5 protein-coding genes and 6 tRNA genes are annotated in these 8,738 nt (G+C 57.4%); all 11 read right to left on the reverse strand.

The features are described from left to right. Window positions 1–27: 27 nt before the first annotated feature. On the reverse strand, window positions 28–1,638 hold the full coding sequence (locus tag H7C18_RS31130; protein ID WP_185133032.1) for an extracellular solute-binding protein: 1,611 nt from the start codon (window positions 1,636–1,638) through the stop codon (window positions 28–30). After that, window positions 1,635–4,016, reverse strand: a complete 2,382-nt coding sequence (locus tag H7C18_RS31135) for a helix-turn-helix domain-containing protein (RefSeq protein WP_238358091.1) — start codon at window positions 4,014–4,016, stop codon at window positions 1,635–1,637. Before H7C18_RS31135 ends, H7C18_RS31130 begins: the two co-directional genes overlap by 4 nt. 220 nt (window positions 4,017–4,236) lie before the next feature. After that, window positions 4,237–5,118, reverse strand: a complete 882-nt coding sequence (locus H7C18_RS31140; RefSeq protein ID WP_337913965.1) for a carbohydrate ABC transporter permease — start codon at window positions 5,116–5,118, stop codon at window positions 4,237–4,239. A gap of 9 nt (window positions 5,119–5,127) precedes the next feature. After that, complete coding sequence (locus tag H7C18_RS31145) at window positions 5,128–6,087, reverse strand: ABC transporter permease (protein WP_185133034.1); 960 nt, start codon at window positions 6,085–6,087, stop codon at window positions 5,128–5,130. A 70-nt stretch (window positions 6,088–6,157) separates the two neighbouring features. Further along, a complete protein-coding gene (locus H7C18_RS31150) occupies window positions 6,158–7,822 on the reverse strand; it encodes an extracellular solute-binding protein (protein ID WP_185133035.1) in 1,665 nt (554 codons plus the stop codon). A 244-nt stretch (window positions 7,823–8,066) separates the two neighbouring features. Continuing rightward, window positions 8,067–8,142: transfer RNA gene (locus H7C18_RS31155), tRNA-Lys, on the reverse strand. A 16-nt stretch (window positions 8,143–8,158) separates the two neighbouring features. Next, window positions 8,159–8,242, reverse strand: a tRNA-Tyr gene (locus H7C18_RS31160). A 57-nt stretch (window positions 8,243–8,299) separates the two neighbouring features. After that, window positions 8,300–8,375, reverse strand: a tRNA-Phe gene (locus H7C18_RS31165). A 28-nt stretch (window positions 8,376–8,403) separates the two neighbouring features. Further along, window positions 8,404–8,480 (reverse strand) — tRNA-Asp (locus tag H7C18_RS31170). A gap of 29 nt (window positions 8,481–8,509) precedes the next feature. Beyond that, window positions 8,510–8,585: transfer RNA gene (locus H7C18_RS31175), tRNA-Val, on the reverse strand. Window positions 8,586–8,603: 18 nt separating this feature from the next. Then, window positions 8,604–8,680: transfer RNA gene (locus tag H7C18_RS31180), tRNA-Met, on the reverse strand. Between the last annotated feature and the right edge of the window lie 58 nt (window positions 8,681–8,738).

Raw genomic sequence — 8,738 nt, forward strand, 5'->3', positions numbered from 1 at the left:
TACGATTCCCAAAAAAGAACAAAATCACTATCGCCTGTCGTAACGGATCATCTCCTCTTCCTGAATGCGGATCGCGCGATCGATTCCGAGCGAGCGGATCTCGGCGGCGTATTCGTCGTAGCTGTCCAGCGGCTCGAGGCCGAAGATGATTTTCAGGGACATCTCGTCCACCAAAGCGTCGACGTTCTGCATGATCGCCGACAGTTCCGCGTTCTCTTCTTCGGTCATGGAGATCGGCGGCAGCTGATGAAGCGCCGCGTCGGTATCGGACCAGATTCGGACCGCATCCTTCTGCTCGGGAAGAACGAAATACTGCTCCAAGTAGCGGACGTCCTGGACGAAGGGTCCGAAGTAATTGGCCCGCGTATACATCGCGAGCGCCTGCGAAGGAGGAAGCTTGTCCGGGTTGTCCATGATCAGGCCGGTGTATGTCGGGTACCCGTTCCTCATCTCGTAGGTTTTGCCTTCCACGCCGAAGTTGAACAGCAGATGGCCCTCCGGGCTATAGCCATAGTCGAGCATGCGGGCCGCCTCTTCGACGTTCGGGCTCTTGGCCGAGATGGCCACGCCGGCGCTGCCGCCGTAAGGATAGCTGCGCTGCCCGAACTTCGGGCGTTCCCCTTTGTTCAATACCGGGTAGGGAGCCGGCGCGAACCGCGCGGCCGGGTCCTTCCGCTGGACGAACGGCTGCCAGGTGCCGATTCCCGCTCCGGCGTTCCAGATCGTGGCGCCGCTTCTTCCCGAGAGCATGTTCGTATCCATCGTCTCCGTATCGACCGTTGCGATGTTCGGATCGATCAGTCCCTCCTCGTACCATTCGCGGAACAGCGCCAGGAATTGCTTGTACCCCGGCTCGATCGGCCCGAACTTGACGCGGCCGTTGTCTGTATAGAAGCCGTTCCGGACGCCGAATGCGCCGGTGAACGCGCCGCCGTCCAGCCCGAACAGCGGCGAAGGTACGCCCAGGAACGTCAGCGGCGCTTTCACGCCTTTTCGTTCCTTGAACGCCTTCAGCATGGTATGCCATTCGTCGATCGTCTCCGGAATCGGCAGACCGAGCTCGTCGAGCCAATCCTTGCGGACGATCGGTCCCTGGAACGTAAGCAGCCGATCGTCTCCGCGGATGAACGGGAAGACATAGTAGTTGCCGGAGCCGGTCTTGACCATCTTATCGATGTCCGGATGCTCGTTCAGGTAATTCCGCAAATGGGGCGCGTAACGGTCGATCACGTCGTTCAGCCGGAGAATGTACCCGTCGGCGATCGCCTTGTCCGGTCCGCCGGGGAATGTGTCCCATTGGAACTCCATCATATCGGGTAGATCTCCGGAAGCAAGCAGGACGTTCATCGATTCGTTCGCCTGGTTGGCAGGAGGCTGGAGGAACGTCAGATCGACTCCCGTCCGCCGCTGCCATTCCTGGAAGAACGGAATCTCCTGAAACGTCGGTTTGATGCTGGCCGCATTGCTGTTCAGCTCGGCCCAGTACGTCAGCCGGTTCGCTTCGGCCCGTCCGCCGTCCGAGTCGCCGGTACCGGCATGAAGCATGAGGGTCGGCCGGGAGCAAGCGCTCAGCAGCAGCAATAGTCCGACGGCGGCCAGCAGCCGGGCCGGCGCCGCCGAAGCCCCCTTCGTCTTCATCCGATGCTCCCCCTTGTCGGTTCCAAGATGCACTCCGCACCGATCATTTCCTTGAACTTGCCGGGCGTTACGCCCTCGTATTTCTTGAAGACGCGAATGAACGTCGCCGCTTCGTTGTAGCCGACGAGCCGCGCGATTTCGCCGATGGAACATTGCCTGTCCCGGATCATTCCCTTCGCCCGCTCGATCCGGAATTTATTGATGTAATCCGGCAGGCCTTCGCCCGTCTCGTTCTTGAACAGCTTCGACAGATAGCTCCCCTTCAGATTGAACTTCTCGCCGATCGAGTTGACGCCCAGGCTCGCGTCGCCATATTCCTCCTCGATATGCCGAATGACCCGGGCCGCCAACTGACGCAGCGACGCAGCGCGTTCCTCGGAGACGTTCTTGTCCCGCTTGGCTTCCGCGAACGCGCAGACTTCCTTGAGCAGCGCGAACAGCTCCCGCTGCATCTCCTGGATCGTATCGCAAGCGATAATTTTGTCCATCCACAGCGGATTGCCGCCCAGAACGCTGCTCTCTCCGCCGCCGATCTCGTTGATCGCTTTGACCATCGTGCCTACCAAATTGAAGATCAGACACCGGGCCAGCGTCAACGATCCGACCGGCTTGTTGAAGTTCCGCCGCATGATCTCGTCCATCGACCGGGACGCCTGATCGAACTCTCCGGCCTTAATCCAGTTGATGATCTGCTGTTCCAGCTGCAGCGGATAATAGTAGCCGAACTGAAGATTGTCGGCGGGATCGATGCGGATATCGTCGTATGTAATAATCTCCCGCTTGCCCAGGATCATCTTGTACTCCATCGCGTCGACGGCTTCGCGATAAGCTTCCGCAATGCCGGAGAACGATTCGTGAACGCCTCCGATCGAGATCGTCAGGTCGGTCCGGAAACGAAGGAGGAACAATTGCGCTTCCGTTGCGATGGCATATAAGTCTTCCTGGAACCGGGCCGGTTCGGTGTCGGCGAAGTTGACCAGGCATACTATCATATCGTCAATCTCCGCCACATATCCGGCATGCTGGCGGCGTCCCGCGAGCTCCTCCACCACGTTCGTGATGATGAACTGCGTCAGCTTGGTCCGCCCTTGGCCATCTATCCCCGGCAAACCCGAAGAGAGCGGATCGGCGTTCTCCACGACCAGCAAAATGACCGCGAAGCGATTGGACAGCAGCTTCATGCCGAACGATCGGAACGCTTCTTCGTAAGGGATCGGCGAATCCATTCTTCCCTTCATCAAGCGATTCAGCATGTTGGAGCGCAGCGCGTGCTGGTGGATCTGCAGCTGCAGCGCCATGCTCTCCTTCTCGTCGCGCTCCTGCGAGATGGCTCGCTGGATAAAGCTAAGCTCGTTCCCGTAGGTTCGCTCGGCATTCGCGCTTTTATCGGAGACGGCCTGCACGAGCTCCTGAATCGGCGAATAATTGCGCCGCACGAAAAACCAGGTGAGCACGCCCGCCCCGAGCAGACTGATCGCGATGCTGGCATACGCGAACTTGCGGACGTATTCCGCCTTCTCCCAATAAATGCGGCTGGGTATGACCAAAGCGTACTTAAGGTCGGAGACGGAAGAAGGAATCGAGAACAGTTCGTAATCGCCGTCCTGCATCATGCCGTCGCCGTCAGCCAGCCGTTGGACGAGCCGGGCCTGATCGACCGTAGCCGGCAGGTTGGACAACAGCACCTCGTTCTCCCGATTCAGAATGAGTACTTGGGCCCCGCTGAAGCCGGAGATGCTCTCGATCGCTTTCTGAAAGCGGGAGACGTCCGCCATGACGACGACCGTTCCCGTCTCTCTGCCGTTCAAGTCTTTGGGCAGATGGGTCAAGTAGGCGATTGCAGTTTGCGGCGAGGCCGAATCCATGCGGGGAAGCAGCAGAAACTGGTTGCTCTCCGAATGACGGATCGTATCGATCCATTGATCGTAGGTCATCGCGCCCGTATCGTGAATCGTCGCGAAAGCGGTTTCCAAATCGCGGACGTTGCCGGCGCGCAGCACCGCCGCTTCCTTCTCCCACATAACATAGAATTCGTCGATCGAAGCATAGGACGTTTGATAAGTGAGCAGGTCCCTCGTAAGCTGATAGGCGGTAAATTGAGCGTCCCCCTGGGACTTGGTCGTATACATGAGATTCTGCAGTTTGATATTCCAAGTGATTTCCATGTTGAGCCGTTTCATCAGATCGATCTGCGTATCGATCGTGTAACGCGCCTGCTTCAGCAAAGAATCGTTCGCCCGGGTGATCTCGCTTCGAAGCGCGTCGCTGGACTGCGAGTAGATCACGAGGCTGATGATCCATGGAACGAACAGAACGACGCTGTAAGAGACGATCCACGTAAACACCACGCTTTGGCGCTTTTGCCATAAAGACCGCATCTTCATTCGGCTCTCCTCGCATTCGTCGATTCTGGAGCGACAGGAGACGGCCTCCTTCGGGTTTCTCTATTATAGCCCCCTCCCGATTCGCTGCACATGGCGAAAATGTACAATGCCATTGACGAAATCGTCCACGAAAAGCCGGTTCCGCGGCGCGCCCGCAGCCCGGACGGTTAGAGCCGTCCGGGCTGCGGGCAATCCATATCAAACCGCTCGGGTCCTAACCCTTCAAGGATCCCACCATGACGCCTTTGACGAAGAAGCGCTGCACGAACGGATAGACGCACAGGATCGGCGCCGTCGCGACGACGATCGTCGCGTATTTGATCGTCTCGCCGAGCTGGAAGCGGTCGCCTGCGGCCGCGCCCGCCGACATGCTGTCCGTCGCGTTGGCGATGAGAATCTCCCGCAGCACGAGCTGCAGCGGGAACAGTTCGCGGCTGCGGATGAATACCGACGCATAGAACCAGCCGTTCCACTTGTCGACCGCGTAATAGAGAATCATGACGGCAATGACCGGCATGGAGAGGGGCAGCACGATGCGCGTCAGGATCGTACCGTGGCTCGCTCCGTCGATTTTTGCGGATTCCTCCAGACTGTCGGGAATTCCTTGAAACGCCGTACGCATGATAATGAGATTGAACGTGCTGACCGCGAACGGAATGATCGTCGACCATAGCGAATCGAGCAGCCCCACTCCCTTGACGACCAGATAGAGCGGCACGAGCCCGCCCTGGAAAAACATCGTGAACACGATCATGAACATGAAGACGTTGTTCCACAGTACGTTTTTGCGCGACAAGACATAGGCGCCCAGCGCCGTCACGATCAGGTTGAGCGCCACGCCGGCCACGACGATAAAAAGCGTATTGCGGTAGCCGAGCAGAATGCCCGGATTGCGCAGAACGCTATCGAATGCGCTAAGGCTTAACCCGACCGGCCGCCAGAGGAACCCTCGGTGCGCGACGAACTGCCCGGCGTCGCTGAACGACGCGAACAGGACGTAGAGCAAAGGGTAGAGCGTCACGGCCATCAGGCACACAATAATCGTATAGACGATGACGTCGAACGCCCGGCTCCCCAAACCCGCTTCCTTTTTCACAAGCTCACCTCACCATAAGCTGCTGTTGTTGACTCGCCGGCTCACGGCGTTCGCCGTGATCAATAGGGCGAGATTGATGACAGAGTTGAAAAGGCCGACGGCAGAGCTGTAGCTCCAGCCGAACTCGAGCAGGCCCTTCCGATAGACGAACGAAGAGATCACGTCGGCGGTATCGTACGTGCCGGGGTTGTACAGCAGGATGATCTTCTCGAATCCGACATTCATCAGATTGCCCATCCGGAGAATGAGCATGATGGCGATCGTCGGCATGATGCCGGGAAGCGTAATGTAGAACATCTGCTTCAGCCGGCTTGCTCCGTCCATCCTCGCCGCTTCGTACTGTTCCTGATCGACGTTCATCAGCGCCGCGACGTAGATGATCGACTCCCAGCCGACATGCTGCCAGATCTCGGATAACACATAGATAGGTCGGAACAAGCCCGGCTTCTGCAGCATCGCTTGGCCGTCGTAGCCGAAAAGAGTAAAGAGATGATTGATCACGCCATCCGAGTTCGTAAAATCGGTGATGATGCCGCATACGACGACGAGCGAGATGAAATACGGCATGTACGTGACCGTCTGCGCCGCGCGCCGGAACGCTTTGCTGCGGATTTCGTTCAGAAGCAGCGCCAGCAAGATGGGCGCCGGGAATTCGAAGAGGAGCGTGTACACGCTGATCAGAATCGTGTTTTTCAGAATGCGCCAGAAGTAGTAGCTGTGGAAAAAATCGCTGAAATTTTCCAGACCGACCCAATCGCTGCCCAGAATCCCCTTGATCGGGGTGTAATTCTTGAACGCGATTAAGGCGCCGTACATCGGAGCGTAGTGGAAAACGACGTAATAGGCGATAACCGGCACCATCATCAGATACAAATATTTGTTGACGCCAAAATCGCGCGCGAATCGGTTCCTCCGCACGGCGCCCCCGGCCGGCCGCTTGCTTCCCAGCGCTGCTTGCGCATTTGCCATCGGGCGACTCTCCCTCCCTGTTGAATGAAGAGGGGCGGCTTCTTCCGCCCCTCTCTTCCGTTCTCGGTTGTTACCGGCTGTTGTACCGCTTCAGCGCGGCCGTCTCGATCTCGATCGCCCGATCCAGATTGAGCGATTTCATCTTGGCGACATAGCTGTCGAACGAATCGACCGATTCGTCGCCCAGTATGATCTTGAGCGTCATCTCGTCCACGAGCGTATTGATGTCGTTCATGATCGTGGCGAACTCCGAGCTTTCCTCCGGCGTGGGCGTCAGCGGAGGCAGCGCATATTTCGCCTGGTCCGTCTTTTTCCAGACGTCGATGGCATCCCGCTGCGTTTGCAACGCGAAATATTGCTCCGCATAGCGCTTGTCTTGAACGAACGGACCGTTATAGCTGCCGCGAGTGTATAGCGAGATCGCTTGGGCCGGGGCCAGTTTGTCCGGATTCTTCATGAGCAGATCCGTGTATTTCGGATAGCCGTCCACCATGTTGTAGCTGACGCCTTCCGTGCCGAAGTTGAAGAACATTCGGCCTTCGTCGCTATAGCCGTAATCCAGCAGCTTCACCGCCAGGTCGGGATCCTTGGTCTTCGTCGTGACGGCGACCATGCCGCCGCTTGAGTACGGATTGTCGCGCTGGCCGAACTTCGGCGTATCGCCTTTGTTCAGGACCGGATACGGAGCCGCGACCAACTCGGCTTTCGGGTCCTGCGCCGCCACGAGAGGCTGCCATTTGCCGATGCCTCCGCCCGCGTTCCCGATGGACGCCCCTGTCTGGCCGGAAGCCCAATTGCTGTCCACCGCCTTGGAGTCCGCCGTCGCGATATTTTTATCGAGCAGCCCTTCTTTGTACCATTGCTGAAACAGCTTCAGGTAATCCTTGTAGCCGCTTTCGGCCGGCCCGAACTTGATCTGGCCGTCTTCCTGATAGAAGCCGCGGTTCACGCCGAACGCGCCGATGAACGCGCCGTTGCCTCCATCGTTGAAAAACCGGGGCTTGCTGTTGAACGTAAGGGCAGCCGTCGCCCCTTTCTTCTCTTTAAAGGCCCGCAGCGTTGCCGTCCAGTCGTCGATCGTCTCCGGAATCGGCAGGCCCAGTTCGTCGAGCCAATCTTTGCGAATAATCGGCCCCTGATAAATCTGCAAGTACTCGTCGCCGCGAATGAACGGGAACGCGTAATAGCTGCCTTGATCCGTCTTGATCATCTTGTCGATATCGGGATGCTCCTGCAAATATTTCTTCAAATTCGGAGCGTCCTTGTCGATCAGGTCGTTCAGCTTCAAAATATAGCCGTCGTTGATCGCCTTCTCCGGTCCGCCCGGGTAGCCGTTCAGAAAGTCATACTCGATCATGTCCGGCAGTTCTCCGGAAGCCAGCATGATGTTCAGCGTCTGCTGAGCCTGACCGGCCGGCGGAGACGTGAACTTGAGCTTGACTCCCGTCTTCTTCTGCCAATCCTGGAAGAACGGCACCTCGTCCAGAGCCGCTTTCGTGCCGACGATGTTGCCGTTCATTTCAGCCCAGTAGCTTAATGTCTTGTCTGTCTGAATCGGATAGGCGCCCGTGCCCGTTCCTTCGCTTGCGCTCGCCCCTGCCGTTGCAGAAGCCGCCGAGCCGCTCGGCGATCCTTGCGCGTCCCCTTTATTTTCGTTGTCGCCATTGGAAGAACATGCGTTTAACAGCGTGCCCGTCATGATAGCGATCAGGGTAGCGGTTAAAAGTCTTCTCATTTCCCAACCTCCGCCAGTCGAATAGTGAGATGCATCTCGCCTTCAGACTAACGGACGTTGGGACTGGGGGGATATGGACAATATCAGAAAACGAATGGCGAAAATCCGCTCTGCGGACCGACGATTTCTCCAAAAGCGTTGACAATATCTCCATTCGGCAATAAAAAAACGCCAAGGCGTCTCCCTTGGCGTTTCGATCTAATGCAACAAAAAACAGACGCCCCGGCGTCTGTGCTTGTTTGGGTGGTGAGCCATGAAGGACTCGAACCTTCGACACCCTGATTAAAAGTCAGGTGCTCTACCAACTGAGCTAATGGCTCGAAATTTGAGATGAAATGGTGGAGGGTGATGGATTTGAACCACCGAACCCGAAGGAAGAGATTTACAGTCTCCCGCGTTTGGCCACTTCGCTAACCCTCCACAAAGCCCGCCGGTAGCATGCGCATAACGCCGCCTGCTTATACCGGATCAAACAAATGGTGGCTCGGGACGGAATCGAACCGCCGACACGAGGATTTTCAGTCCTCTGCTCTACCAACTGAGCTACCGAGCCATACATGGAAATGATTTTTAAAATAAAATGGCGGAGCCGACGGGATTCGAACCCGCGATCTCCTGCGTGACAGGCAGGCATGTTAGGCCTCTACACCACGGCTCCGCGAGGTGAAGCAAGATGCTGCATAAAGATGGTGGAGGCTGAGGGGATCGAACCCCCGACCCTCTGCTTGTAAGGCAGATGCTCTCCCGGCTGAGCTAAGCCTCCATAAAGGGGATATGAGGTTGGTAGCGGCGGAGGGGATCGAACCCCCGACCTTTCGGGTATGAACCGAACGCTCTAGCCAGCTGAGCTACGCCGCCAAGTCCGACTGCTTGTCCTCATGTTGCCGCAAAAACGCTCAAAGCTTGCACCTTGATA

The sequence above is a fragment of the Cohnella zeiphila genome (assembly GCF_014212055.1).
Classification (GTDB): Bacteria; Bacillota; Bacilli; order Paenibacillales; family Paenibacillaceae; genus Cohnella; species Cohnella zeiphila.

Excerpts from the sequence above, each read along its gene's own strand:
- H7C18_RS31130 (WP_185133032.1), bottom strand. The coding sequence starts at position 1,638 with ATGAAGACGAAGGGGGCTTCGGCGGCGCCGGCCCGGCTGCTGGCCGCC.
- H7C18_RS31135 (WP_238358091.1), bottom strand. The coding sequence starts at position 4,016 with ATGCGGTCTTTATGGCAAAAGCGCCAAAGCGTGGTGTTTACGTGGATC.
- H7C18_RS31145 (WP_185133034.1), bottom strand. The coding sequence starts at position 6,087 with ATGGCAAATGCGCAAGCAGCGCTGGGAAGCAAGCGGCCGGCCGGGGGC.
- H7C18_RS31150 (WP_185133035.1), bottom strand. The coding sequence starts at position 7,822 with ATGAGAAGACTTTTAACCGCTACCCTGATCGCTATCATGACGGGCACG.